This window comes from Acinetobacter sp. TSRC1-2, assembly GCF_049895885.1.
Taxonomy (GTDB): domain Bacteria; phylum Pseudomonadota; class Gammaproteobacteria; order Pseudomonadales; family Moraxellaceae; genus Acinetobacter.
Genome location: NZ_JAFCTF010000002.1, coordinates 52,461 through 75,186, shown reverse-complemented (window position 1 = coordinate 75,186; position 22,726 = coordinate 52,461). Strand labels below are relative to the sequence as shown.

The following is a 22,726-nucleotide window of genomic DNA, read 5'->3' as shown; positions in this document are numbered from 1 at the left end:
TTTTACTACAACAGTTGTTCGCGTAACCACGCCATGTATTTTTCTCGGTCCATAAAATCAGGCGAATTGCCTGTGTCCAGACTAAAATATTGCTGATTGAACTGAATCACAATCTGTTCGGTATGATGCCAGCCTTCAATCAGCTGGAAATACTGGTTGAAGAAAGACCGACTCTTGCCCCAATTGTTCAGGCTTTCCAGTTTCGGATATTTTTTATTTTCAACAAACTCACTGTATACATGCTGAATATCATCAAAAACATGTAGGGTTTTCATGACTCACCTGCCTAGATTTCATGTTGTGATCTTTGCGACCGTTTTAATCTAACAACAGAGTTTGAACAACAAATGACAGTCTTATTGCAAAACTGTCATGTTTGAAAAGATGAGATGCTTTTGTTCAACTGCATGATATAGCTAAATTCTAAAGAATATTTATGTTTAATTCCATTGAGAAACTTTTAACCCATCATGGATACGCGCCAAGGTGGCATGGATGCCAACGGTTGAACAGAGGTTTCAGGGATGAACTTCTGTTCAGCACAGGCATTTGCTTACTTTGTGCCAGCAAAGTAAAAAATCATCTACGCGAGAATATTTAAATATCAGCATTTCTTTAAGTTTATATAGGTATTTTATTTGATATAAATTTTATTGATTACCTAGCGTATGACTTATTTTCGTAAATCGCTATAGCTCTGCCGCGAAAAATCAAGAAAATTGAATCATTACAATCATCAAAAAATATCAATTTCTATATCATCCAACCTAGATAAAAACTAAAGGCAATGTAACCCATCCGCAACATCATGTTAGCACTTTGTAATTTTGGTTGAATAATCATGCAACCAAAACACTTGTCAAGCACCCTGTAACCAAACGAATCCACAGAAAGCATAGTATTCACAACGCATTATTTTCAAAACATTTTTTATAGAATGATGACTATGAATACGATTAAAACGACGATGGCGATTGCTTTAGTTACTGTAACCACTTCTGCTATGGCGACTACCACTGTAGAAGCAACTCCAGCTGCTAAAATTGCTGCATTAAAAGCACAAGTAAAAGCAGATACCACTCCAACTGCAACCACAGTTAAAGACGCTGCGGTAGCTAAAGCCGTAGCGACTAAAGATGCTGCTGTGGCAAACACTGTTGCAGCTAAAGATGCAACTGTAGCAAAAGCAGTAGAAACAAAAGATGCGACTGTTACTAAAACTGTAGCAGCTAAAGGTGCGACTGTTGCTAAAGCAACTGAAGCTAAAGATGCTGTAGTAGAAAAAACTGCTGAAGTGAAAGATGCGACTGCTGAAAAAGCGGATGCTGCTAAAGCTGAAGTAAAAGCTGAGAAAAAAGGTTTCTTCTCTTGGTTTAAAAAATCTGCTGCTTAATCTGCGGTAACGCATTTTAGCCGTAAAAAAAGGATGCCATTAATGAGCATCCTTTTTAGTTAGAGGAAAAAATATTTTTATTTAAATACTGCTCGACTAACGAATACCATTATTCAGTGTAGTTCCTTGCTGTTGTTGCAACTACCTGATTGCTTCATTTTGCGAGGTATTTTCCAGAAGACCCAATAAAATTTGCTCTCGAGCGATTTGTACATTGACGGCATTACGGTCTATACCAAAAGGCGCGAGGATAATATACAAGCCTTCTCTTGGATCAGGTGACTGTAAACCTCGTGCAACCGCCAGAACATATTGCTGCTGTTCCAATGGCAAACTGTTTATATCGGGCATTGGTCCATCAGGCACCAGATCTATGGTCGCCACAATAGTCGGATCAACAACAAAATTTTGAGTATCCAGCTGGATCTGCATAATCCGATGCTGCAAAACTCTCTCTTGTTGAAGGTCTTGTTGATATTGAATTACACGTGTGGTTTCGGTTTCAGCACTTAACTCGGATTCTGTTAAGGCACTTAATCCAGGTAAATCGACTGTATCGGCAAAAGTAAAGGAGGTTGAAAAACTTGTAGCCATCACAACGACAGCAAAAGATAGATATTTCAGGAGATTCATGGCAGTTTTACTCGAAAAATAAAAGTAAACAAACACCCTTCAACACCCATTATTCTATAATAAATGCTCTATTTGACTGCCTTTGCTCAGATAAGCGGTCCCGAAAAAATTCTAATTTTTATTTAAAAATCATTTGATTAAGAATCTTTATATACTTAGGATTTCTAATAAAAAATAAAATATTTATTCTATTAAAACTTAAAAAATCATATTTTTATATTCACTTGATCACATTAACATCACGATATAAAGCGAGCAGCTAAATCTTTATTTTTCCATCGTTCCCACGCGTAATAAGACAGGAAATGTTACATCTAAATTGTCTGGTGCAGCTTGTAAAGCCTCTGAAATCAGCTGTAGCGGATCATGATCATTTTTATCTTGATAATGCTTGAGCGCTGACCAGGTTTTTAAATAACTCAACAATTGCTGCGGTGCCCATTGATATTGTAAATGCAATTCTGGAACAGCCTGTTCATTAAAAGGAAATGGAATAGTCTGATACAGCTCATCAATATAACGGCGCTCAGCATCCCAATAACCGTTTAGCGTTTCAAAGTACAGCTGTTGAACCAGGCTATTAATCGCAGCATCCTCTACCTGAATTAAGCTATAACCAAGGGCAGCAAAAACCCCTTTTGGTTTAAGCACCCGTTTGACTTCTTTATAGAAGGCATCAAAGTCAAACCAGTGAATGGCTTGAGCCACCGTGACCAGATCAATAGAGTGTGCAGGAAGATTACTCTGTTCTGCCGCTTGCACCTGATAGCTGACATTTTCAAAATAAGGCGCTTGCTGCAACTGTGCTTCACTGATATCAGTTGCGATCACATGATCGAAATACGGAGCTAATAATTGGGTGAATTGTCCAGAGCCTGCTCCACAGTCCCATGCAAACGTCCGTTCTGAAACATGCTTTAAAATTTCTTTCACAATTTGGATGGAATAATTTGGACGCGCTTGTTTATAGTGAAGACTATGATTAGAAAAGAGGTCTTTCATTTAATTATTCTCAAAATATTTCTTAATTTAATCCATTACCTGATCAAGTGTAAAACTGGTCTGGGCAATTGGATTGAGCTGATCATTCAACTGATAATATTTAACATCATAAGTCCCGACTTTCCAGCCTTTCACTGGATTAAAACTAACCCAGTTCTGCTCTCGATTGACGCTCACCCGCTGTGGCATAAAAAACAGCACTTCACCTGTAGACTGGTTGCTCCAGCGCACAAAGACCTGCTCATTATTGGGTACTTTTCCCAAAGTATCAAAATGGGCAAATAACTGTTGTCCGGCATAAATCTGCCTCGGCAACACACTCCCTACTGAATATTGTTGCTGGGTCGTCACCGTAGCACGACCTGCCAAAACTTCATTCGGATCATTTTTTGCATCGATAAATTCAGCGATCAGACGCTTGGCAAACGCGTGTTTATTTTGAATATCGGATAAGTCATAGCCTGGAAAGGATTGGTTCAGATATTTATTGATCTGTTCAGTGGTCGCGCTATCTATAACTGAATTAACCTGCGCTTTCTGATTTTTCAGCTGCTGTTGTAAGACAAGACCCTCTTCAGGCTGAGTCTGCCCTTTGGGTTGGATACGCTGAATAAAATTTTCCACAGCAATATCCTGATTGTGCTCAGGAACAGGCTGTTCAGATTCAAGCTGGGATGAGGCAAAAAAATAGCCCAATCCAAAGCAGAGAATGCCAATAATGAGCGGCATAAAAAGTTTCATGATTTTTAATTACAATTTTTAATTACAAGTGATGGTTTCAGTCAGGTTTCCGACATTCACACTTAAACTTCCACTCGGAAATAATGTGCCTGCACTGACTTGCTGTCTGGTGAAATTGGTTCCGGACAGCAGTCTTAATCCTTCTGAAGTACAGATTCCCGTCTGGGTATTATTTGTGAGTCTTAACACGCAGCCATTCGTTGTTACTTTCTGCGTATTTACCACTGGCTGAGCACATACCTGAGTAACCACTGGTGAAGATGAAGACTGTAAATCACATGCGGAACAATCCTGACTCGCACCGCCACAAGCATTGGCTGCTCTTTCACTGCGACAGATATAGGTTTGTGAACCAAAAGTAAAAGTTTTTTCAAAAGAAGAGTTAAAGTTATCTCCGCTTCCACTGCCCCCACAGGCAGTCAGCAGGACAGAGAGTAAAGTTAAAATTGAACATCCGATTCTTTTCATTTTTTATGCTCGAATTGTTATTGACGTTATTTTATACGAAAAAAGTTCAGCCGAAAAAAACGCTGACAAAAAAAAACCTCAAACATAGTTTGAGGTTTTTTCGAATATGGTGGCGAGACCCAGGATCGAACTGGGGACACACGGATTTTCAATCCGTTGCTCTACCTACTGAGCTATCACGCCGATGCGGTGTATTAAGCCGGATCTGCCATCAATAGTCAATATAATTCATCACATTTTTATTTGATCGAATATTTTTTACCCAAAAAAAATCCCTGATGGGATCAGGGATTGAAATCTTGGAATAGATTTTGAATATGGTGGCGAGACCCAGGATCGAACTGGGGACACACGGATTTTCAATCCGTTGCTCTACCTACTGAGCTATCACGCCGATGTCGCGTATTAAACAGTCTAAGTGTTTTTCAGTCAAGCAGGTTTTATGCTTTTTTAAACAAACGTTTATTTTTACAGCAAATCTCAAGTTGTTTGATTATTTTTTATTTAAAACTTAATTCATTATTTAATCCAAAACTATTTTTAGGTATAAAAAAACAGCGCAATGGCTGTTTTTTTTATCATTTATTCAGGTTTAAATTTTTTCTAAATGCGCCAGACAACGATGAATTGCCCCACAGCCCGGTTCAAAAACTTTAACGCCTTTTTCTTCTTCGATTCGGCAGACTTCACTTACCAACCTTTCCGCGACGCCGCGTCCACGGTTCGCAGGATGAACTACGATATTTTCCAGGATCTTGCTTTCCCCTTGTCCAGTGCACCAAATCGCCCCAATCAACTTAGTATTAAATTCTGCTGTGTAAACTAAGGTATACTGAGCCAAGTTTTGCTCTAGTTGTTCAATGGCATCCTGCCCATCTCCAAATTCCGGGCTAGTGTCATACAGTCGCTCAAGCTGGCTGCGCACTTCGTCATTTTCTAGTGAAGTATAAGCATGTACGGTAATAGGCATTGATTAACCCTCCTGAGCAATCTAATATGCGATGATTTCGTCATCGCGAAAAAACATTTTACATCATCATTTTTGACGTTTTTGAGGAACGTGTCTATGACGCAACGTATCAGTGAAGTGGTAAGAAACACTAACGAAACCAAAATCCGAGTTCGTGTGAATCTTGATGGTACGGGTCAAGGCACCCTCAACACAGGTGTTCCATTTCTAGATCATATGATTGATCAAATCAAGCGACACGGCTTGTTCGATATCGATATTCACTGTGATGGTGACCTGGATATCGATGACCATCATACTGTCGAGGACTGTGGTATCACACTCGGTCAGGCTTTCGCCCAAGCATTGGGTGATAAAAAAGGCTTACGACGTTATGGTCATTTCTATGCACCACTGGATGAAGCTTTAAGCCGTGTTGTGGTCGATTTATCCGGTCGTCCTGGCTTATGGATGGATATTCCATTCACTCGCGCCCGTATTGGTACCTTTGATGTTGATCTATTCTCTGAATTTTTTCAAGGCTTTGTGAATCATGCGTTAATGACGCTGCACATTGACAACCTGAAAGGCAAAAACAGTCATCACCAGATCGAATGTACATTTAAAGCCTTTGCACGCGCGCTACGTATGGCCTGTGAAATTGATCCACGTGCTGAAAATACTGTTGCTTCAACCAAAGGAACGTTGTAATGACCCGTATTGCCCTTCTTGACTATGGCATGGGAAATTTACACTCTGCAGCCAAAGCCCTGGAACATGTGGGCGCAACTGTCGATGTGACCAATGATCCTAAATTAATTACCCAGGCCGATAAAATTGTATTTCCCGGTGTCGGTGCAATGCGTGACTGTATGCAAGGCATGCATGAAGCTGGTATTGATGAAGTGGTACGCAATGCCGTATTCAACAAACCAGTTCTAGCAATTTGCGTCGGTATGCAAGCGTTAATGCAGCACTCTGAAGAAAATGGCGGTGCAGATGCACTGGGTATTTTTGAAGGCGAAGTAAAGCATTTTCCTGAGATGGCGGGTTTAAAAGTGCCGCACATGGGCTGGAATCAAGTCCATCAGGCAGACCCAAGCCATCCCATGTGGAAAGACATTGAACAGGATGCGCGTTTCTATTTTGTGCATAGTTTCTATGTTGAACCGAAAGATGCTGCCCTGGTTGCTGCAACCTGTGACTACGGTTTAGAGTTCTGCACGGCCTTGCATAAAGAAAACCTGTTTGCGACCCAGTTCCATCCAGAAAAAAGTCATACCGCAGGTCTACAGTTACTGAAAAACTTTGTGGAATGGAGCATCTAAAATCAGACTTTTAAAAAACTTAGATAAACATTTTAAAAGCTCAACTCTGGTTGGGCTTTTTTATTGCCGTAAATTGCCTGACTTATATAAATTTGACTGTTTTTTATGCATTTCAGTTGCTATGATGATTAAACAAATCATTATATTTAAACAATAATTAAAATTAAGGGGAATAAAAAAATGAATCAAACATATCCAACCAGTGAATCCGCATTAAGCCCAAGTGGACGTTTTGGCCGCCTCTCTTATTTAGGCTGGAACATGCTGATGAGCTTTTTCATCCTGATCATTATTGGGATTATTGCGGCCTTTTCACCTAACTTATTTACTGATCCTTCTACCATGACCGGCTCTTCCATGGTGGCGGCTGTGCTCATGGGGATCGCCTACCTTGCCTTATTATATTTTAGTTTTGTTTTTACCATTCGCCGCCTGCATGACCGTAATCACATGGGTTGGTTATCCCTTTTAATCTTGGTTCCTGGAATCAATATTATTTTTGCTGTTTACCTGATTTTTGCCAAAGGCGATGACAGAAGCAACCAATATGGGCCTCGACGTATCACCAAAGGCTGGGAAAAGGTTTTAGGATGGATGTATATACTCATTTTTCCGATCGGTGTTTTAGCAGCGATTGCGATACCAGCTTATCAAGACTACGTGACTCCCTCTCAACAAGCGCAGATAGAACAGAGTATCCATCACGTTGATTAATGCTTCTAAATTCTGGATAAAGCTCATAATGAATGGGCTTTATTTTTGCCTAAAATCTGAAAAGCGATTAAGCTGAATTTAAAATAAATCACTGTATCGATTCATCATGGAAGAGCCTCTGCTTCAAACGCTACCCAGCAAAGAACAAATTCAGGAATTACCTATATTTCAGAATCTTCCCATGCAACAGATTCATCTTATTAACAGCATTGAACAATGTCTTGCCCTTGAAAATGAGCTGAAAAGCTATGCATTACTGGGTTTCGATACCGAATCCAAACCGACCTTTGCCAAAGGTGAAGTGTCAACAGGGCCGCATCTGATTCAATTGGCCAGTCATGACACAGCCTATTTATTTCAAATTAACCCTCAAATATTAGAATTTCTAAAACCTGTTTTTGAGAATCGGGATCAAGTTAAAGTAGGTTTCGGCTTAAAAAATGATGCCCATCTTTTTCGCAAAAAAGGCATTGAGCTGAATAGCGTGATTGAACTGTCGAAATGTTTTTCCGCCTTTGGCTTTTCTAATCCCATGGGGCTAAAAAATGCCATGGCACTTCTATTTCAAGTGAATTTTCCCAAAAGCAAAAAAATCAGTACCTCAAATTGGGCACGTAAAACACTGACACCCCATCAAATTCAATATGCGGCTGCCGATGCGTATGCACCTGTACTGGTGTTTGAAGAATTGCTGGGTTTAGGCTTAGTGCCTAAACTTATTCCCAACACTTCATTAAAATTACGCATTCGCCCGAATAAAATAAAAGCTGAAACTGAGGCTTAGAGATTTAACAATATTTTGCTAAGATGACAAACAATAACTTTAACGAGATTAAGCAAGGAGCGAAAGCATGCTGATCATCCCTGCAATTGACCTGAAAGATGGCAAATGTGTCCGTTTAAAACAAGGCCGTATGGAAGATGATACCGTATTTTCCGACGACCCCGTGGCAACTGCACAGCATTGGGTAAATGAAGGCGCGCGCCGCTTACATTTGGTTGATTTAAATGGTGCTTTTGCCGGTACGCCAATTCATAAACCTGTGGTTGAAGCGATTGCTAAAGCGCAGCCTGAACTTCCAATTCAAATTGGTGGCGGTATTCGTTCGCTTGAAACCATTGAACATTACTTGGATGCAGGCGTATCTTTTGTCATTATCGGAACGAAAGCGGTTCAAGATCCAGCTTTCGTCGAAGAAGCATGCAAGAAATTTGCAGGCCGCATTATTGTTGGTATCGATGCCATGAATGGCATGGTGGCTACCGATGGCTGGGCAAATGTCACTGATGTAAAAGCGACTGATCTTGCCAAACGTTTTGCAGATGCGGGTGTATCGAGCATTGTCTATACTGACATCGCACGTGATGGCATGATGCAAGGTGTTAACATCGAACAGACTGTAAATTTGGCGACCTATTCAGGTCTTCCTGTGATCGCGTCTGGCGGTGTGACCAACCTTGACGACGTTCGCAACTTAAAAGGCCAACCCGGCATTTTAGGTGCGATTACCGGCCGTGCAATCTATGAAGGCACACTGAACCTTCGTGAAGCGCAATCACTTTGGGATGATCAATCCATTTAATAAGGTTCCACATCCTTAAGAGGTCTTCGGACCTCTTTTTTATTTCAATCAATTTATCTTTGTGTAGACATGTCAAACGCTCCTTCCTGGTTTAAAAACAAAGCCCCGCAACTGGCCTTAATTATGATTACCATGATTTGGGGCGGGTCATTTCTTACCGTGCAATACGGTTTAAATTTTGCCAGTCCAATGTTTTTTGTCGGCTGTCGCTTTATGACAGCCATGCTTTTTGTCAGCTTGTTTTCCTGGAAAGATTTAAGGGGTATTCATCTGAAAGAAATTGCTGCGGGTGCATTAATTGGCTTGTTGATCGCGATTGGCTATGGCACCCAAACCATTGGGCTACAAAGTATCAGTAGCAGTGAATCAGCTTTTCTAACCGCGCTGTATGTGCCTTTAGTACCGCTTCTATTGTGGCTATTGTTTCGTAAAACTCCGCAAATTATGACCTGGTGTGGTGCAGGATTGGCTTTTCTCGGTTTAGTATTTTTGACCGGCAATGGCTTTGGGCAAGTACAACTGAACTTTGGGCAAATTATTACCATTCTCGGTTCAATCGCGATTGCCCTTGAAATTATCCTGATTGGTTTTTTTGCCGGTAAAGTCAATGTACGCCGCGTAACCGTGATTCAGCTCGGCTTTGCGTCTGTTTTTGCTTTTTGCATGATGCCTGTGACGGGTGAAGCATGGAATCCATCATTTTCTTGGCCACTGATGATCATTCTATGTGGACTAGGCTTGGCCAGTGCAGCCATTCAATTGGTGATGAACTGGGCACAGCGCGAAGTTGATCCTTCACAAGCTGCTATTATCTATTCGGGTGAACCGGTCTGGGCTGCCTTGATTGGACGTATCGCTGGTGAACGCTTACCTATTGTTGCCATTTTAGGTGGTGCATTGGTGGTAATGGGTGTGATTGTGAGCGAATGGAAACCGAAGTTTTTGAAGAAGAATAAAGAGCTAGCTCGCTAATTTTCTCTTTTTATTAGCTCAATTACTAAGATGAAAATTGATCAAATTTAACCAAAATTAGTGAATAAGCTCACTTAGACAAAATTATTTTTACCTTAAAAAGAATAAATAAAAAAGGCAGCTTTAAGCTGCCTTTTTTATTATCAATCGTTCTTATTGATACATCGGTTGATTATCGTTCAAGCGGATAATGCCGCGGATAGCACGATAGACAATCCAGATCCAGGAAATGCCAATAACCGTAACACAGAACGTGGTTGCAATAAGTGCAACACCTGCAAAAAGATCGGTATTTTCACCGGTAAAAAATAAGAAAAAGAACGGAATAAAAGCAATAATATTCCAGAATAAATACCACCAGAAGGTACGAATTTGCCAGGTAAAATGACTTTCGAAAATAGAGCCGCGTACATCGTTGCGTTTGACATAGTTAATGATTAATGCAATGACCGCCAGTAAACCACCTGAAAAAATAGCAATAATATAAAGGATATAAAGAACTAAAGTCAGGGTACGATTAGAATCTTTATCTATAGAATAATTCATTGTTATACCTTTTAAAGTAATTGCTCTCCTTTAAAATTTAATGACATTTAAAGGAGAAATTAGCCATAAAATCAAAAGAATGTTTAAGGCTATGGTACAAAAATAAATCTTTCTAAACGGTTGTTTTTGTGTTTTATGGCGCAATTTTTCCTGTGCCAGCCATGCTGTAGGCCAGCCCCCAAGAAAAGATAAAATATGCAAAGTCTGCTCAGGTACACGGCGGTTACCCAATAATGCTGCCTCTTTATCTTGCCCATACATCCAGTAAGTCAGAGCATTGATGATACTGATAAATAACAACACCATTCCACTCAATAAACCGGCTATAGCGAAAACAGCCAAAGCCAAAATATAGCCCACACAGGCGATTTGCATTGGTTTTAATTTTTGTGGTTGTCCCTTTACGTTTTTCGGTTTTGGCACTATTTTTTGTGTTTGCGATGCTTTGAGATACATGACCTGTTGCGCACGAAAACGCCCTTCCCCGTCCAGTAATACCGTGTATTCTAGTGCACAACCAACAATCGGGCGTGGACCTTGACGAACAAAATCCTTTATGTGTAAAAACACGCGATCTTTCGAGGCATCATTCGGTTGAATAAAACCATAGCCTTTTTCATCAAACCATTCGACTAATCGCCCCTGATCGCGCATTTTTATTTCCTATTTATTTTTAAGCAGTCACAAATTTTAGTCTCTCTACGAGCATATTACGCATCTCTTGTGGGTTTTTCTGCAAAATATCATCTCCAATACGTCCCTGTTGTGCATTTTTTTGTGCCACTTGTAAACGCATCAGCCAAAACCGCGCTGCTGCCATCGCCAAATATATCTCTAAACAGGCTTTTTCATCAGTCGTTAATGGACGTACCGTTTCATACGCTTCTAAGAACGCTTGTGCTTTAACTTCATTTAAATGCACATCTGGATATTCGGTACAGAAGTCATTTAAAGTAATGGCGATATCAAACAGGAACTCATCTTTATTCAGTTCGTAAAAATCCAGAATACCTTTTAATTCATTGTCTTCAAACAAGGTATTGTCACGGAACAAGTCTGAATGAATAAAGCCTTTTGGACGGTTAGGATAGACCGCTGTTAAAGCATCATGCAGACCCAAAACTTCACTCAATAAAATAGCATCTGCAGGATTTAAAGTCGGTTTTAATTCTTTAGCGACTTGTAACCAATAATCATGATTACGATATTCTGCCCGTTCTAAGGGAAAATCTTGTAGTGCGATGTGCATTTTCGCCTGAGCAATCGCTATCGCTTGTGCTTGTTCCATAGTCGATGGCATTGGGTGTTGACCCATCAGACGTGGCGCAATTTGAGCAGGCTTGTTTTTTAAGCTATGAATAGCTTTACCCGCATAATTTAATGGCACCGGCACCGCTAAACCCTGTTTGCCTAAATGTTCAAGTACAGGAACCAATTCCCCTGCACCTTGCTCATCCATCTCTTCAAATATAGTCAGTACGTACTGGGTACCATTTTCACAGACTAAAAAATAATTCGTATTTTGAATACCTCCTTGAATGGGAATCAGGTCAATCACCTCTAATCCATAAGGTGCTGCAAAAGCCTGAACTTCCTGTAAAGTCAAAGTGGTATAAACCGACATAGAAAACCTGCAAAAAAACTTACATAATTTTGATAGAATACCTGCTCCCACTACCAAGGTGTAGCACCTTCGTGGCGAAGTTTCATAATCGGCTGTTATTTTTGGAAAAAATTATGCTTGCTAAACGTATTATTCCTTGCCTTGACGTAGATAATGGTCGAGTGGTGAAAGGTGTGCAATTCCTTGATATTCGTGATGCAGGCGATCCGGTTGAAGTGGCACGTCGCTACAATGAACAAGGTGCCGATGAAATTACCTTTTTAGACATTACTGCAACCTCTAGCGGCCGTGACACTACATATCGTACTGTTGAACGTATGGCAGAAAGTGTATTCGTTCCACTAACCGTGGGTGGCGGTGTGCGCAAAGTAGATGATATTCGATCATTACTCAATGCAGGTGCAGATAAAGTCAGCATTAACTCGGCTGCGGTGTTTAATCCGGAATTTGTACAAGAGGCATCGCAACGTTTTGGTGCACAATGCATTGTGGTCGCCATTGATGCGAAAAAAACCGGCGACAATAAATGGGAAATTTTCACTCACGGCGGCCGTAAGCCGACTGGCATTGATGCCATTGAGTGGGCGGTGAAAATGGCCGAATACGGTGCGGGTGAACTACTGATTACTTCGATGGATGCAGACGGTACCAAAGCCGGTTATGATCTTAAGTTAATGCGTCAAATCAATAATCGTGTGAATATTCCAACTATTGCTTCAGGTGGGGTCGGCTGTTTACAACATTTAGCAGATGGTATTTTACAAGGCGGAGCCGATGCAGTTTTGGCAGCCTCTATTTTCCATTTTGGTCAACACACCATTCCTGAAGCAAAACAATATCTGGCAGCTCAAGGCATTGAAATGCGTCTTTAATTTTTTGATGTGATCAAGCTTAAAAGGGTGTTTTAACAACACTCTTTTTTATTTTAATAAAGCAATAATAAAATTTGAGATAAAGAAAAGGAGTCTTTGAGACTCCCTATAAATCAAGAAAACTACAGCGCGGTTTCCTGAAACGTAAAACCAAAAACATATCTATTCGCCGTCAAGTTATCTTATAAATTAACGATGCGGCAAATATAGAGTAAAAAATAAACGAAATATTGACTATCCATGCCGAAAATATTGACAATTTACGACATATCTTAAAAAAGACCGTCTATAGCGTATATTTTAGCTCAAAAGCTCAGTGTAATTCGTTGGCATTAAAATATCATAAGATAAATTCCTTTATAGCTTCCCTGATTCTTCAGGTAACCTTTCTACCCATTTTGCTGGAAAGTAACTATCTGCGACAAAATTCAATAGCTTGGAAATAGACTGGGGTAAGGTGATACCTAACGGATTCTGTTCTTGCAAATCTTTAGTTGAAATCACTCGCGTTCCGAGCACGTAGTCAAACCAGGGCTTGGTCACACACCAGTTCGCATCCTGATTTGAGTTCATATGATGATCATAATGCCAGGGAATTTTTTTCATTGCCCAATCCGACTCTAAATGGGCACGTCGATGAATATAATAATAGTTACAGGTGCTATATACCGCAGCCAGAGCCATGCCTTTAGAGACAGGATAAAACATTAAGCTGGTGCTGGTCGCTACCACTGCCAGAGAAACGATTTCATTTTTCGTACGCCAATTTGAAATACCTTCGACATAGCCATGGTCATAAAAATCCGTTTTTCGAACTTCACGATGATGCTCCCAATGCGATTTCATACTGTCAGGTACGGGACTATAGCGCGGCTTTCCACTTCGATGAGTACCGTGCAAAATATATTTATGAGCGACCCATTCAAAGCCATTGGCCACCACCAATCCAACCAGAAAACCTTTCCACATATCTATTTTCTCCTCATCCTGTATTGAATATAGGCAATGAACTGTGCTAAATATTGACCCTAAAATAAAACCTCATTGACAAATTACGACAACAAAAAGATCACGATCACGATGCAGCAATTAAAAGACTATACAGGCTCGGTATACGGTGGACTCGGGCATTTACTTTACGCTTACAGTCAAGCTAAGGGTCTCGCTATTTCTGAAAAACTGGAACGGGTTCAAAATCTTGAACGTTTCGACTTCAGTCTTTGGCGCGAGTTACTGATAGATATTGAACAACAGGTCCAAATTGCGACCTTGGGTCTGGACATTGCCGAACATATGCAACCCAAGCATCTCGGAATTATTGCCTATATTGCGCTGTCTTGTAATACCTTGGGCGAAGCTTTATATCGTTATCACGATTTTCATCGTTTGGTTTATGATGGCAGTAGCTTACATGTCAATATGCGTGGAGATTATTTGGCAATTGGTTGGGGAGAAATTCCTGTTCATTTGACCACTCAAGTCACTCATGAAATTGCTATCGCATTAATGCTGCAGTTTGTTAAACACTTTATGGAGTTTGAAGATATACATTTACATGAGGTTCATTTTGTCCATCCGGTTCCAAAAAATATCGCGTTGTATGAGCAGTATTTCCATTGTAAAGTCCGCTTTTCTCAACCCACTGCTCAGATTATTATACCACTTCAAGAACTGGCTAAACCCTTCCCTCAAGGCGATCAAACCTTACAGCATTTACTGATGCAGCAAGCGTATGCTTTACTCGATAAGCTCCCTAACTCCACCCAGCTTGACCATCGTCTGCAAAGAGCTATCTTGACCGGTCTTCAAAAAAACCGCTATCAAATTAAACCGATTGCCGAACAATTAGGCATGTCTGTACGCCAGTTGCAACGCCATTTACACCAGCAAGGTGCCACTTACCAGCAGCGTATGCAAGAAGTTCGACATCTGTTGGCCGAACAATATTTAAAAGATCCGCATTTGAGCCTACAAGAAATTGCTTTATTACTGAGCTATTCTGAACAAAGTGCCTTCCAACGTGCCTTTAAACAGTGGACTGGCTCTACCCCTCAACAATGGCGACAACAGCAATATTTATAAAATCTGATTCCTTGTATTATTTATCGAGTCGTTATTTATCTAGTCATTGATGCCACCTTAGCAGCACTATTTTTTTATATGTGATTGTACAAGGTCAAGCAGGCTTTACAGGCACAGACGGTTTTGCCAGTAATGGATTTTCCGAGTTATCTCGGGGTAAATATTCCATGACCTCGGCTTTAATTATTAGGATTGTATTAACTGCCATATTTCTGATTGGGATTATGGGGGGACTGAAAAACGTGCACCTGCGGGGTTTTCGCCTATTGCCATCGGTCTGACTTTAACCCTGATTCATTTAATCAGTATTCCAGTACAAACCTTGGTGAATCCGGCACGTAGTAGCGGTGTTGCCTTCTTTGCAGAAACAGTCACATTATAAGCCAGCTTTGGTCATTCAGGGTAACTCCAACTTTTGGTGCCATTCTTGGCACACTGATTTATAAAGTAGTGGTCTCGGAAAAGACTAAAACAACCTCAATAAAAAAAGCTCACATCTGGTGTAATGCCGATCAGTTAAGGGGTTTCACCATAAACTTCTTGACCTCTGGAGTAATCCACAGCAGATACTTATCTTTCTAAATCAAATATTTGTAGCTTGTTTTGCTCCTTGCGAAGCTTTGCTTCTCAATAACAAAATAAGAAGCCTCAAAATATATTTTGAGTTCGCAAGAAAAGCACCTTACAAAGAGTTTAAATCATTTATTTAAACTCTTTTCATCACAAAACTTGTCCACTGCGTAAATGAAGAAAAATTGCAAAAACTGTATTTTTTAAATTTAGTTTTACCTTGCGCTGTAAACAAAGCATGGCTTTGTTCTTGCTCAAGTTACGAATGACGTTTCCACTTATCAAATAACATGATGAATTCAAAGTTAAAAACTCCTATCAATTGTCAACCAATTGATATTACACCTCTGATAAGTTTTTTTATGTTCCATATGGAACATAATATTTTAGTGGTATTTATAAAAATGGATTCTCAATTTCCTGTTCATCTTGACGATCAATTTTTTCAGGCAAGTTGGCTTCATTTTCTAAAGCACTGACTACAGCATTTAAAAAAGCCTGTAAGGCTTTAGCAGCCTGCAAACCGGCCTGATCTTTAGTCAGCTGCAAGTTGCCATAAATACTGACGCAATCTTCTTGGTTTTCTAAAGTGAGGTCATGAATAGCATGCGATTCGCTACCATTTTCAAAAGGCTTGAACATTGTATTCTCACTGATCTTTGTTGTCATTTAAAAAGTAGGATGATTACCTCCATCCTACCTAAAAAAGGCTTATTTCAACAACTGTAAAATGTACTGTAAAAGTCCTTCGATCAATTGTTTAACAATCGCATCTTGAGTATTTGGATCAATTGTCGGAGCTGCATTCTTGTTCTCACCCGATTGCGTTGTCGTAGCCTTTGAAGATGAACTTACAGAGGAAGATTTAAACTGTTTCTGTAAAGTGGCAAGTGCATCTGTACTGACCTCTTCGGCACATTGGCTTTCTGCATCCCAATATGAATAAGCAATTTTCTGCGTCGCTTTGACCGCACTTGCCTTTAATGGCAAATTGTAAGTATTACGCTTTTGGTCTTCTGTTAACTGAGGAAAAATATTAATTCCCGTGAGATCTTCCAAGGCACATATGCTGATCACCTGAACTTTTGGTGCAGTATTTTTCAGGGTATTGTCGGCATAGTACACCCCTGCCGCTCCTGTTTTTGGTATATAGATGGCTTTATAGGTCGCTGTTGGAACAATTACACCCTTACCAATGGTTTTAAGTTTTTTAGCAGCAAATACTGGTCCAGTCACCACATAAACATCTTGCTTCTGCTTGGTCACAATCGCACGTGTGGCTTCTTCTAACTCACGCCAAACTTGCTGATTATTTTTTGGTGCTTGCGGCACCATATTGGCTAACGAGAAACTGTCATTTTGTGCAGCTTTATTGGGCATGTCTGCATTTGGCGCCATATGTCCGCGGTCATAACCTGATGCTTTGTAGTCCGACAATGTCGCCTGATGCTCTACTTTGACTTTGGATTCTTCATGAAAACTATCTTCACGCGGAATTTTTTGACTTAAACGTTGCGGAGTCAAGGCTTCCGCAACCCACAAAGGCGTTTTAGACACGCCTGAATACATCACATTGAAACCATTAAAACACAAGGGATAAGTATTTTTATGAAGACTTTCTTTTGTTAAATAAGGTGGAATATCACGATAAAATTGATCTAAACACGCTGAATTCGATGAAGATGGCAATGAAACAAATTGCTGAATTTTTTCTTGTCCAAAGGCAATCGCAAAACTACTGGTCGCGACTAAACCCAAAATAATTTTTAAACTATTTTGATTTAAAAGTTGAAGCCAAGATTTACTGGTTTTACGTTTCTTAATTGCCATTTCTAAATAAACACTCATTTTCCATGAGCTTAACAAGCAGGAAAAATGAAGTATATGTAGCGAAAGTTGTTTGTTTAACATTTAAACAAAACATGGTTAACAAAAATACAGTTGTTGTAACAATATGTCTAATTTTCTAAAGCTTTTATGAAGACTCTTAATGACTTTACGTATGTTTGATTGAAAAACCGATCCTAACTATGACAAGGTAAAAATATGCAAGATTCGGAATTATTATTTCTACGGAGTATTTTATGCATTCGAAGCTTTTAGGTTTAAGTCTCGTTACAGGACTAATGAGTGCAACTGCATTCGCAGAACCCGCAATTCAGCCTGGCGATTCTTTAGAAAGTTTATCTAAAGTTAAAGTGACTACTACCGTGAATGGTCAAGCAGGTTCGATTCAAGATTTAGTGACAAGTGGTCAAATCCGTATTGTCGATGCAAGTCAAATCGCTACTGAACCAACTCAAGCAGGATCTGAGACCCAACACGTACAAACCAATTCAGCTGTAGATGTAAATGCACCTCAAGCTACGGATATAAATACAACAGCACAAGCCGTTGAAGCATCCCCAGAGCAAGCGGACAGTCCTGCTCTCGAGCAAACTGCTCAAGCTGCATCAGAAAATGTAGATCCAATGCAACCTAATCCGGAATTAGCTGCACAACAAGCTGAACAAGTCATGGATCAGGAAACTGCTGCACAAGCACCTGTAAATGAAACCCTTGAAAATGTTGCTGCTGCACCTATGACTTCACCCTCTACTGATGAACCTGTCAATGCTGCGGATATGTCACAAACTGATGTCACCAATGAAGCTGTCGCTGCGGCACCAGTGAATACTGCTGAAACAAATGAAGCTTTTGCGGCTACACCTGAAGCTGTACAACCCAATGATGCTGTGCAGGCTGTACCAGCAGCTGATATTAATGATGCTCCTGTGAATGCCTCTCCTGAAGCTCCAGTGGTAGAACAAACAGAGAACTAATCACTCTCTTCCCAGACTTTATCCTCCAGATAATAAAAAACCAAGGATTTTCCACCTTGGTTTTTTATTATCTGCTGTTTAACAAACTATATTTCGATTTGACTACCCAGCTCGACCACACGATTAGGTGGAATCTGATAAAAATCGCTCACTGGACTGGTGTTACGTTGCATAGAAATAAACAGTTTTTCACGCCATGGAGACAAACCGTCTCCAACCGTATGAATCAGTCGGTCACGCGAAATAAAGAAGCTCATTTGCATCATATCGAAGTCAAAACCTAACTGTTGATAGGCCTGTTCAAGTGCTTCTGGAATATTGGGCTGATCTTTAAAACCGTAATACAGCGAAATACGATAGAAACGATTGTCCAATTTTTCGACTTTGGTCCGCTCTTCTTGCGCCACATAAGGAATATCACGGGTCATGACAGTCACCATAATGTTCAGCTCATGCAGTACCTTGTTATGCTTGATATTGTGCAACATGGCATGCGGCACGATATTGGGTGTGCCGGTTAGAAAGACCGCTGAACCGGGAACAAATTGAGTTTCCGCGCTCATGCTAATACTTTTAATAAACAGATCTATCGGTAAAGCATCTTTTTCTAAACGTGCCAGCACAATTTCCCGTCCCGCCTTCCAGGTCATTAAAAGGGTATATACCGCAGCGCCGATCAGAATTGGCACCCATCCTCCAGAAATGATTTTTAATGAGGTTGAGGCCACAAAGATAAAATCAATCAATAAGAATGGTACGGCAAATAACAGAACTTTCCAGACCGGCCAACGCCAAAAACCATAGGCCAGAAACGAAATTAAGATCGTACCGCAAAGCATGGTCATAGTGACAGCCACACCATAAGCACTGGCCAAATTGGCACTATTTTCAAACAGCAAAATCAGGATAACCACCGAAATGAATAACACCCAATTGATGAATGGCAAATAGACTTGGCCTTGCTCAACATCTGAAGTGTGATGTACAGTTAAGCGCGGCAAATAGCGTAGTTGAATCGCCTGATTGGTCATGGAGAATACGCCAGTAATCACTGCCTGTGATGCAATGACTGCCGCAGCAGTCGCCAAACCAATCATGGGAAATAAAGCCCAATCAGGAACCAGCATATAGAATGGATTAGCAATTGCATCTGGGTTACGTAGCAACAAGGCTCCCTGTCCTGCATAGTTAAACAGTAGACAAGGTAAAACGATAATGAACCAGGCGAGGCGTATCGGTAAGCGACCAAAATGTCCCATATCGGCATATAAAGCTTCGCCCCCGGTCATGGTCAGAATGACTGCACCCATGGTCAGAAAAGCTACATAAGGCTGATGGACAACAAAGTTAAAGGCCCAATGTGGACTCACCATGGTCAATACAAATGGTGTTTGAATAATACTCCATACCCCGAGTGCACCAATGGATAAAAACCAAGCCATCGTTAATGGACCAAAGAATTTCCCCATAGTCGCCGTACCATGCCGCTGTACCAGAAATAATCCAGCCAAAATACCAATTGCTAAAGGCATTAGCCATTGGTTAAACATGGGTGTAGCGATACTCAAGCCTTCAATGGCTGACAGGATAGAAATTGCCGGAGTAATAATGCCGTCACCAAAAAAAAGTGATGCACCAATAAATCCCAAGGCAATCAGGTAAATCTTTTTGTTCTCGGCAATACGTGATGTCCGCAGGTTCAATGCCAATAACGACATAATCCCGCCTTCACCATTATTGTCCGCACGCATAATAATAGTGACGTATTTGAAACTAATTGTCAGCATCATGCACCAGAAGATCAGCGACAAAATGCCAAGGACTGATGCTTCGGTAATAGCGAGATGTGCGGTGAGGAAACATTGCCGAAGCGCATACAGTGGGCTGGTGCCAATGTCTCCGAATACAACCCCAAGCGCTGCGAGGGTAATCACAGGCAAGGCGGCTTTCTTTGCAGTACTTTGCATATTTTGTCTTCGTTTTTAGACACTATTTTTTCGCCATCATATCACCGAGATAAAACTTTTGCTTTAAATCAATTGTTTCAACTTGGCAGAGCTGTTTTTTTTCGTTATTATCGCGGCGCAATGGTGAAGTGTCCGAGTGGCTGAAGGAGCACGCCTGGAAAGTGTGTAAACGTTTATAGCGTTTCGAGGGTTCGAATCCCTCTTTCACCGCCAAACATTACTCTCATGATGTCTCATGGTGTCCTAAAAAGCTTAAATCTAAAGGGTTTAAGCTTTTTTTGTATCTAATACTGTCTGATAATGCCTATTGAAATCTTGATGTAGTTGGGGGTATAACTAGGGGTATAACAAATTACCCCCATTTTTATACCCCCAGTTTCTTCGGAAAAATTACAATGCTTACTGATGCTCAAGTCAGAAGAATTAAACCATCAGAGAAAAAAACTAAATATTCTGATGAAAAAGGCATGTATTTGGAGGTCACACCTTCAGGCGGTATGTATTGGCGTATGAAATTCCGCTTCAATAGCAAAGAAAATATTTTCAGCATTGGCACATATCCAGATACGACACTTGCCCAAGCAAGAAGAATGCGAGACGAAGCTCGACTCCAATTAAAAGATGGGATTAACCCCAATGAGGCAAAGAAACAAAAGAAACAGCAAGCCGATGAAAATATCCTGTTTAAATCTCTAGCTATGGAATGGATGGAGGATCGTAAGAGCATTATTAAAGAAGGTACATATTTACGTGACTTATCTGTATTTGAAAAAGATCTGTTCCCAGCATTAGGTCATATGCCTATTGATCAGATTAAAGGAAAAGATATTCTGGCTTGTGCCAAAAAAATTGAAGCACGTGGTGCACAAGAAATGGCAAAGCGCTCCATTCCTTTAGCTGGACGTATTTTCCGCTTTGCAATTCGTAAAGGTCTGATCGAAAATGACCCAACACCACACTTGCAAGAAGCTTTAAAGCCCCGAAAAGTAAAGCACATGGCTCGTTTAGATATTTCTGAATTTCCTCCATTTCTTGAACGGATGGATCATTATCATGGGAATATCTTGGTTAAAACAGCATTACAGTTCATAGCCTTAACTTTTGTTAGAACGTCTGAACTGATCAATATGGAATGGGATGAAATTGATTTTGAAAATAAACTATGGCGCATCCCAGCCTATAAGATGAAAATGGCTTTACCACATATTGTTCCTTTATCTACACAGGCTATTGAGTTACTCAAAGGGTTACAGCCTATTACTGGTAATAAGCAATTTGTTTTTTATAACCACAGTACAGCTAAGCCTTTAAGTAACAATGCTCTTTTAAGTGCGATTCGAACCATGGGGTATATGGGGAAAATGACTGGTCACGGCTTCCGTGGACTTGCCTCTACGACACTGCATGAGAAAGGCTATATGCATGATGCAATTGAAATACAGCTAGCACATACTGTAGGGAATGCCGTATCTCAAGCCTATAACCATGCACAACATTTAGAATATAGAACTAAGATGATGCAGGAATGGTCAGATTTTATTGATAGTTTAAGAAATAAGATTGTGCCTTTTCCTAAATACAAGCAGGCTTAAACTATAATTTATAAATATTTTCTTGATTCACTTGTTTAAATTGGTAGGATACCCTACATTTATTAATAATAAAAATGAAAGGATATTATTAATGGTCAAGACTAGAACTGAAATTAATCAAGAAAGTAATGAACGCCGTGGCATTGTAAATAAAGCATTTAAGCTACATGAGAATACAGTTAATGCAATTCGTAGTCTCGCTGACGACTCGGAGAAATCCCAGGCTCAACTTATAACCAATGCCTTTGATGGCTTTTATACTCCGCTGCCTGCGGGTTATGAACATGAAGATGGTGAAGACATCTCATCTGATATCTATATCTATCATCCCTATGGATTAGAAACATGGCTCATTATTACCAATGTAAGAGATGACTATGATGAAGACCGCGAAATCGATTTCTACGAAATTAATTTTGAGGACATGATTAATCATTTTATTAGTCAGCATTTGCCAGGTCTTCACATTAACCATATTAAAGTTTTCTATACCCCTATACTCGGTTCAGGTGAATTTTATAGACCGGACTTTTCCAAACTAAAGCAAGAAATGTACAAAGAATCTGTCTCGTTCTTTTTTGACTTATTTCATGAAATGCCCACACTTTTTAGATATAAAAATCTTCAAATGGTGCAAATGTTGGAAGAGTCGAAGGAGTATGAAAAATTAGCAAAATTATATTGATGGGTCATATACAAAATATAAGAACGACCGTGGCCTAAGCCACGGTCGTTCTTAACTAGATGAAAACAACAGGATAATAGTTTCTTAAAGCAGAAAAGTCTGACTCAATATATTAGAAGAAAAATTCCGTTTCAGATTCACCTGTAAATATCCTCATTAAGTATTTTTTTCAAAAACTTAACT

General features: G+C 40.1%; 25 protein-coding genes, 3 tRNA genes and 1 pseudogene. 14 read left to right on the top strand and 15 right to left on the bottom strand.

Annotated features, from left to right (window positions below):
- Window positions 1-5 precede the first annotated feature (5 nt).
- Window positions 6-275 (bottom strand): hypothetical protein, encoded by a 270-nt coding sequence (locus ACP69Y_RS03360; protein WP_425916196.1) that lies wholly within the window; start codon window positions 273-275, stop codon window positions 6-8.
- Between the two features lie 671 nt (window positions 276-946).
- Between ACP69Y_RS03360 and ACP69Y_RS03355 the strand changes: the two genes are divergently transcribed.
- Window positions 947-1,393: a hypothetical protein gene (locus ACP69Y_RS03355; RefSeq protein WP_425916194.1), complete on the top strand. Its 447-nt coding sequence runs from the start codon at window positions 947-949 to the stop codon at window positions 1,391-1,393.
- Between the two features lie 141 nt (window positions 1,394-1,534).
- Here ACP69Y_RS03355 and ACP69Y_RS03350 read toward each other — a convergent pair whose 3' ends face one another.
- From ACP69Y_RS03350 to ACP69Y_RS03320, 7 genes are all read right to left on the bottom strand, one after another.
- Window positions 1,535-2,026 (bottom strand): hypothetical protein, encoded by a 492-nt coding sequence (locus ACP69Y_RS03350; protein ID WP_425916192.1) that lies wholly within the window; start codon window positions 2,024-2,026, stop codon window positions 1,535-1,537.
- Between the two features lie 267 nt (window positions 2,027-2,293).
- On the bottom strand, window positions 2,294-3,028 hold the full coding sequence (locus ACP69Y_RS03345; protein WP_425916190.1) for a class I SAM-dependent methyltransferase: 735 nt from the start codon (window positions 3,026-3,028) through the stop codon (window positions 2,294-2,296).
- A gap of 27 nt (window positions 3,029-3,055) precedes the next feature.
- On the bottom strand, window positions 3,056-3,757 hold the full coding sequence (locus ACP69Y_RS03340) for a hypothetical protein (RefSeq protein WP_425916188.1): 702 nt from the start codon (window positions 3,755-3,757) through the stop codon (window positions 3,056-3,058).
- A gap of 30 nt (window positions 3,758-3,787) precedes the next feature.
- Window positions 3,788-4,237, bottom strand: a complete 450-nt coding sequence (locus ACP69Y_RS03335; protein ID WP_425916186.1) for a hypothetical protein — start codon at window positions 4,235-4,237, stop codon at window positions 3,788-3,790.
- A gap of 107 nt (window positions 4,238-4,344) precedes the next feature.
- Window positions 4,345-4,420: transfer RNA gene (locus ACP69Y_RS03330), tRNA-Phe, on the bottom strand.
- A gap of 135 nt (window positions 4,421-4,555) precedes the next feature.
- Window positions 4,556-4,631 (bottom strand) — tRNA-Phe (locus tag ACP69Y_RS03325).
- A 198-nt stretch (window positions 4,632-4,829) separates the two neighbouring features.
- Window positions 4,830-5,207 (bottom strand): acetyl-CoA sensor PanZ family protein, encoded by a 378-nt coding sequence (locus tag ACP69Y_RS03320; protein WP_425916184.1) that lies wholly within the window; start codon window positions 5,205-5,207, stop codon window positions 4,830-4,832.
- A 96-nt stretch (window positions 5,208-5,303) separates the two neighbouring features.
- On the opposite strand from ACP69Y_RS03320, the gene hisB reads away from it, so the two are divergent.
- The 6 genes from hisB (at window position 5,304) to ACP69Y_RS03290 (ending at window position 9,783) form a co-directional block, all read left to right on the top strand.
- Window positions 5,304-5,897: an imidazoleglycerol-phosphate dehydratase HisB gene (hisB, locus tag ACP69Y_RS03315; RefSeq protein WP_131215223.1), complete on the top strand. Its 594-nt coding sequence runs from the start codon at window positions 5,304-5,306 to the stop codon at window positions 5,895-5,897.
- Window positions 5,897-6,514 carry an imidazole glycerol phosphate synthase subunit HisH gene (gene hisH / locus ACP69Y_RS03310; RefSeq protein ID WP_425916181.1) on the top strand — a complete coding sequence of 206 codons (618 nt, stop codon included), beginning with the start codon at window positions 5,897-5,899 and terminating at the stop codon, window positions 6,512-6,514. Before hisB ends, hisH begins: the two co-directional genes overlap by 1 nt.
- Before the next feature lie 180 nt (window positions 6,515-6,694).
- Entirely contained in the window at window positions 6,695-7,228 is a 534-nt protein-coding gene (locus ACP69Y_RS03305) for a DUF805 domain-containing protein (RefSeq protein ID WP_425916179.1), read from the top strand.
- Between the two features lie 106 nt (window positions 7,229-7,334).
- Window positions 7,335-8,012 carry a 3'-5' exonuclease gene (locus tag ACP69Y_RS03300; protein ID WP_425916177.1) on the top strand — a complete coding sequence of 226 codons (678 nt, stop codon included), beginning with the start codon at window positions 7,335-7,337 and terminating at the stop codon, window positions 8,010-8,012.
- Between the two features lie 67 nt (window positions 8,013-8,079).
- A complete protein-coding gene (gene hisA, locus ACP69Y_RS03295; protein ID WP_131215235.1) occupies window positions 8,080-8,811 on the top strand; it encodes a 1-(5-phosphoribosyl)-5-[(5-phosphoribosylamino)methylideneamino]imidazole-4-carboxamide isomerase in 732 nt (243 codons plus the stop codon).
- 69 nt (window positions 8,812-8,880) lie between these two features.
- On the top strand, window positions 8,881-9,783 hold the full coding sequence (locus tag ACP69Y_RS03290; protein WP_425916175.1) for a DMT family transporter: 903 nt from the start codon (window positions 8,881-8,883) through the stop codon (window positions 9,781-9,783).
- 153 nt (window positions 9,784-9,936) lie between these two features.
- Here the strand turns inward: ACP69Y_RS03290 and ACP69Y_RS03285 are convergent, their stop codons facing one another.
- Genes ACP69Y_RS03285 through ACP69Y_RS03275 form a run of 3 tightly spaced genes read right to left on the bottom strand, consistent with a single transcriptional unit; the run spans window position 9,937 to window position 11,953 of the window.
- Window positions 9,937-10,329 carry a DUF4870 family protein gene (locus ACP69Y_RS03285; RefSeq protein ID WP_425916173.1) on the bottom strand — a complete coding sequence of 131 codons (393 nt, stop codon included), beginning with the start codon at window positions 10,327-10,329 and terminating at the stop codon, window positions 9,937-9,939.
- 30 nt (window positions 10,330-10,359) lie between these two features.
- Window positions 10,360-10,983 carry a DUF1294 domain-containing protein gene (locus ACP69Y_RS03280; protein ID WP_425916171.1) on the bottom strand — a complete coding sequence of 208 codons (624 nt, stop codon included), beginning with the start codon at window positions 10,981-10,983 and terminating at the stop codon, window positions 10,360-10,362.
- Window positions 10,984-11,002: 19 nt separating this feature from the next.
- Window positions 11,003-11,953: a homoserine kinase gene (locus tag ACP69Y_RS03275; RefSeq protein ID WP_425916169.1), complete on the bottom strand. Its 951-nt coding sequence runs from the start codon at window positions 11,951-11,953 to the stop codon at window positions 11,003-11,005.
- Between the two features lie 113 nt (window positions 11,954-12,066).
- On the opposite strand from ACP69Y_RS03275, the gene hisF reads away from it, so the two are divergent.
- Complete coding sequence (gene hisF, locus ACP69Y_RS03270; protein ID WP_425916167.1) at window positions 12,067-12,825, top strand: imidazole glycerol phosphate synthase subunit HisF; 759 nt, start codon at window positions 12,067-12,069, stop codon at window positions 12,823-12,825.
- 357 nt (window positions 12,826-13,182) lie between these two features.
- Here hisF and ACP69Y_RS03265 read toward each other — a convergent pair whose 3' ends face one another.
- Window positions 13,183-13,794: a sterol desaturase family protein gene (locus ACP69Y_RS03265; protein WP_425916165.1), complete on the bottom strand. Its 612-nt coding sequence runs from the start codon at window positions 13,792-13,794 to the stop codon at window positions 13,183-13,185.
- Between the two features lie 111 nt (window positions 13,795-13,905).
- On the opposite strand from ACP69Y_RS03265, the gene ACP69Y_RS03260 reads away from it, so the two are divergent.
- Together ACP69Y_RS03260 and ACP69Y_RS03255 are read left to right on the top strand one after the other, a co-directional pair.
- Window positions 13,906-14,907 (top strand): AraC family transcriptional regulator ligand-binding domain-containing protein, encoded by a 1,002-nt coding sequence (locus ACP69Y_RS03260; protein WP_425916163.1) that lies wholly within the window; start codon window positions 13,906-13,908, stop codon window positions 14,905-14,907.
- Window positions 14,908-15,372, top strand: a pseudogene (locus ACP69Y_RS03255) (aquaporin); the annotation flags it as partial. It abuts the gene before it with no gap.
- 501 nt (window positions 15,373-15,873) lie between these two features.
- Here the strand turns inward: ACP69Y_RS03255 and ACP69Y_RS03250 are convergent.
- Both ACP69Y_RS03250 and ACP69Y_RS03245 read right to left on the bottom strand, forming a co-directional pair.
- Window positions 15,874-16,119 (bottom strand): hypothetical protein, encoded by a 246-nt coding sequence (locus tag ACP69Y_RS03250; RefSeq protein ID WP_425916161.1) that lies wholly within the window; start codon window positions 16,117-16,119, stop codon window positions 15,874-15,876.
- A gap of 69 nt (window positions 16,120-16,188) precedes the next feature.
- A complete protein-coding gene (locus ACP69Y_RS03245) occupies window positions 16,189-17,307 on the bottom strand; it encodes a DNA/RNA non-specific endonuclease (protein WP_425916569.1) in 1,119 nt (372 codons plus the stop codon).
- Window positions 17,308-17,561: 254 nt separating this feature from the next.
- Here ACP69Y_RS03245 and ACP69Y_RS03240 point away from each other — a divergent pair, with 254 nt between their 5' ends.
- Window positions 17,562-18,299, top strand: a complete 738-nt coding sequence (locus ACP69Y_RS03240; RefSeq protein WP_425916159.1) for a hypothetical protein — start codon at window positions 17,562-17,564, stop codon at window positions 18,297-18,299.
- Between the two features lie 86 nt (window positions 18,300-18,385).
- On the opposite strand, the gene ACP69Y_RS03235 is transcribed toward ACP69Y_RS03240, so the two are convergent.
- The gene (locus ACP69Y_RS03235) at window positions 18,386-20,266 is read right to left on the bottom strand and encodes a potassium transporter Kup (RefSeq protein ID WP_425916157.1); all 1,881 of its coding nucleotides are present in this window, start codon (window positions 20,264-20,266) and stop codon (window positions 18,386-18,388) included.
- Window positions 20,267-20,388: 122 nt separating this feature from the next.
- Here ACP69Y_RS03235 and ACP69Y_RS03230 point away from each other — a divergent pair.
- The 3 genes from ACP69Y_RS03230 (at window position 20,389) to ACP69Y_RS03220 (ending at window position 22,543) form a co-directional block, all read left to right on the top strand.
- Window positions 20,389-20,479, top strand: a tRNA-Ser gene (locus ACP69Y_RS03230).
- 182 nt (window positions 20,480-20,661) lie between these two features.
- Complete coding sequence (locus ACP69Y_RS03225; protein ID WP_425916155.1) at window positions 20,662-21,858, top strand: tyrosine-type recombinase/integrase; 1,197 nt, start codon at window positions 20,662-20,664, stop codon at window positions 21,856-21,858.
- Window positions 21,859-21,949: 91 nt separating this feature from the next.
- On the top strand, window positions 21,950-22,543 hold the full coding sequence (locus tag ACP69Y_RS03220) for a hypothetical protein (protein ID WP_425916153.1): 594 nt from the start codon (window positions 21,950-21,952) through the stop codon (window positions 22,541-22,543).
- Window positions 22,544-22,726 lie beyond the last annotated feature (183 nt).

Excerpts from the sequence above, each read along its gene's own strand:
- ACP69Y_RS03360 (WP_425916196.1), bottom strand. The coding sequence starts at position 275 with ATGAAAACCCTACATGTTTTTGATGATATTCAGCATGTATACAGTGAG.
- ACP69Y_RS03355 (WP_425916194.1), top strand. The coding sequence starts at position 947 with ATGAATACGATTAAAACGACGATGGCGATTGCTTTAGTTACTGTAACC.
- ACP69Y_RS03350 (WP_425916192.1), bottom strand. The coding sequence starts at position 2,026 with ATGAATCTCCTGAAATATCTATCTTTTGCTGTCGTTGTGATGGCTACA.
- ACP69Y_RS03345 (WP_425916190.1), bottom strand. The coding sequence starts at position 3,028 with ATGAAAGACCTCTTTTCTAATCATAGTCTTCACTATAAACAAGCGCGT.
- ACP69Y_RS03340 (WP_425916188.1), bottom strand. The coding sequence starts at position 3,757 with ATGCCGCTCATTATTGGCATTCTCTGCTTTGGATTGGGCTATTTTTTT.
- ACP69Y_RS03335 (WP_425916186.1), bottom strand. The coding sequence starts at position 4,237 with ATGAAAAGAATCGGATGTTCAATTTTAACTTTACTCTCTGTCCTGCTG.
- ACP69Y_RS03320 (WP_425916184.1), bottom strand. The coding sequence starts at position 5,207 with ATGCCTATTACCGTACATGCTTATACTTCACTAGAAAATGACGAAGTG.
- hisB (WP_131215223.1), top strand. The coding sequence starts at position 5,304 with ATGACGCAACGTATCAGTGAAGTGGTAAGAAACACTAACGAAACCAAA.
- hisH (WP_425916181.1), top strand. The coding sequence starts at position 5,897 with ATGACCCGTATTGCCCTTCTTGACTATGGCATGGGAAATTTACACTCT.
- ACP69Y_RS03305 (WP_425916179.1), top strand. The coding sequence starts at position 6,695 with ATGAATCAAACATATCCAACCAGTGAATCCGCATTAAGCCCAAGTGGA.
- ACP69Y_RS03300 (WP_425916177.1), top strand. The coding sequence starts at position 7,335 with ATGGAAGAGCCTCTGCTTCAAACGCTACCCAGCAAAGAACAAATTCAG.
- hisA (WP_131215235.1), top strand. The coding sequence starts at position 8,080 with ATGCTGATCATCCCTGCAATTGACCTGAAAGATGGCAAATGTGTCCGT.
- ACP69Y_RS03290 (WP_425916175.1), top strand. The coding sequence starts at position 8,881 with ATGTCAAACGCTCCTTCCTGGTTTAAAAACAAAGCCCCGCAACTGGCC.
- ACP69Y_RS03285 (WP_425916173.1), bottom strand. The coding sequence starts at position 10,329 with ATGAATTATTCTATAGATAAAGATTCTAATCGTACCCTGACTTTAGTT.
- ACP69Y_RS03280 (WP_425916171.1), bottom strand. The coding sequence starts at position 10,983 with ATGCGCGATCAGGGGCGATTAGTCGAATGGTTTGATGAAAAAGGCTAT.
- ACP69Y_RS03275 (WP_425916169.1), bottom strand. The coding sequence starts at position 11,953 with ATGTCGGTTTATACCACTTTGACTTTACAGGAAGTTCAGGCTTTTGCA.
- hisF (WP_425916167.1), top strand. The coding sequence starts at position 12,067 with ATGCTTGCTAAACGTATTATTCCTTGCCTTGACGTAGATAATGGTCGA.
- ACP69Y_RS03265 (WP_425916165.1), bottom strand. The coding sequence starts at position 13,794 with ATGTGGAAAGGTTTTCTGGTTGGATTGGTGGTGGCCAATGGCTTTGAA.
- ACP69Y_RS03260 (WP_425916163.1), top strand. The coding sequence starts at position 13,906 with ATGCAGCAATTAAAAGACTATACAGGCTCGGTATACGGTGGACTCGGG.
- ACP69Y_RS03250 (WP_425916161.1), bottom strand. The coding sequence starts at position 16,119 with ATGTTCAAGCCTTTTGAAAATGGTAGCGAATCGCATGCTATTCATGAC.
- ACP69Y_RS03245 (WP_425916569.1), bottom strand. The coding sequence starts at position 17,307 with ATGGCAATTAAGAAACGTAAAACCAGTAAATCTTGGCTTCAACTTTTA.
- ACP69Y_RS03240 (WP_425916159.1), top strand. The coding sequence starts at position 17,562 with ATGCATTCGAAGCTTTTAGGTTTAAGTCTCGTTACAGGACTAATGAGT.
- ACP69Y_RS03235 (WP_425916157.1), bottom strand. The coding sequence starts at position 20,266 with ATGCAAAGTACTGCAAAGAAAGCCGCCTTGCCTGTGATTACCCTCGCA.
- ACP69Y_RS03225 (WP_425916155.1), top strand. The coding sequence starts at position 20,662 with ATGCTTACTGATGCTCAAGTCAGAAGAATTAAACCATCAGAGAAAAAA.
- ACP69Y_RS03220 (WP_425916153.1), top strand. The coding sequence starts at position 21,950 with ATGGTCAAGACTAGAACTGAAATTAATCAAGAAAGTAATGAACGCCGT.